This is a genomic window from Microbacterium sp. ZW T5_45, assembly GCF_044987415.1.
Lineage (GTDB): Bacteria > Actinomycetota > Actinomycetes > Actinomycetales > Microbacteriaceae > Microbacterium.
Map to the genome: position 1 here is coordinate 1 of NZ_JBJDRJ010000082.1, position 1,180 is coordinate 1,180.

Sequence of the window (1,180 nt, forward strand, 5' to 3'; positions counted from 1 at the left end):
GAGTTCCGCGACGATGTCGTGCGGGTGGCTCGTCAGCGCGAGGACGATGTGTCGATCAAGCAGATCGCGACCGACTTCGGCATCAGCGAGACCTGCCTGCAGAACTGGCTTCGCCAAGCCGATGTCGAGGACGGTGCGAAGCCGGGCGTGACGAAGGCTGAGGCCGACGAGGCGCGCGAGTTGCGAAAGAGGGTCCGGCTGCTGGAGCAGGAGAACGAGGTGCTCCGCCGGGCGGCGGCGTACTTCGCACAGGCTCATCTGCCGGGAAAATGACCTACCCGCTCGTGACAGAGCTCGCCGTCGATGGGATCGCCGTCGCGGTGACGTGCCGGGTCCTCAAGCTCTCCCGCCAGCCCTACTACCGCTGGCTGAAGTCACCGGTCACCGAGGCCGAACTCGTCGAGGCGTATCGTGCGGACGCGCTGTTCGACGCACACCGTGACGACCCAGAGTTCGGGCATCGGCTGTTGGCCGACGAGGCCCGCGATGCCGGGCAGCCGATGGCTGACCGGACAGCGTGGAAGATCGCGTCGGCCAACGGCTGGTGGTCCGCGTTCGGCAAGCGCAAAGCCCGCGGGAAGGGCAAGAAGGCCGGTCCGCCGGTCCACGACGACCTCGTGGAGCGCGCGTTCACCGCTCACGCCCCGAACCGGCTCTGGCTGACCGACATCACCGAGCACAAGACGGCTGAGGGCAAGCTCTACCTCTGCGCCATCAAGGACGCCTTCTCGAACAAGATCGTCGGCTACTCGATCGACTCGCGGATGAAATCCCGTCTAGTTGTCAACGCGATCAACAATGCGGCCGCTCTGCGCGGCGACATTGCCGGGTGTGTCGTGCACTCGGACCGCGGGTCGCAGTTCCGCAGCCGCAAGGCCATCCGGACGTTGGCTCGACACCGCATGGTCGGCTCGATGGGCAGGGTCGGCGCGGCCGGCGACAACGCTGCGATGGAAAGCTTCTTCGCGCTGCTGCAGAAGAACGTCCTCGACCGCCGCTCCTGGGCCACCCGCGAAGAACTGCGAATCGCGATCGTGACCTGGATCGAACGCACCTACCACCGCCGCCGACGCCAAGCCCGACTGGGCCGTTTGACGCCCGTCGAATTCGAGACCATCATGAACCAGAACCTGGCCCTCGCGGCCTAACCGAAACTGTCACCTATCCGTGCAGCAGACCC

1 protein-coding gene is annotated in these 1,180 nt (G+C 66.1%); it reads left to right on the top strand.

The window, feature by feature from the left end; translation table 11 throughout:
* Positions 1-1,148, top strand: a protein-coding gene (locus ACI3KS_RS19585; RefSeq protein WP_404920211.1) for an IS3 family transposase whose coding sequence is annotated in 2 segments (ribosomal slippage) — positions 1-264 and positions 267-1,148 — 1,146 coding nt annotated over the 2 segments. Because the reading frame shifts where the segments join, the coding sequence is not laid out codon by codon here. This gene is flagged as partial in the annotation.
* Between the last annotated feature and the right edge of the window lie 32 nt (positions 1,149-1,180).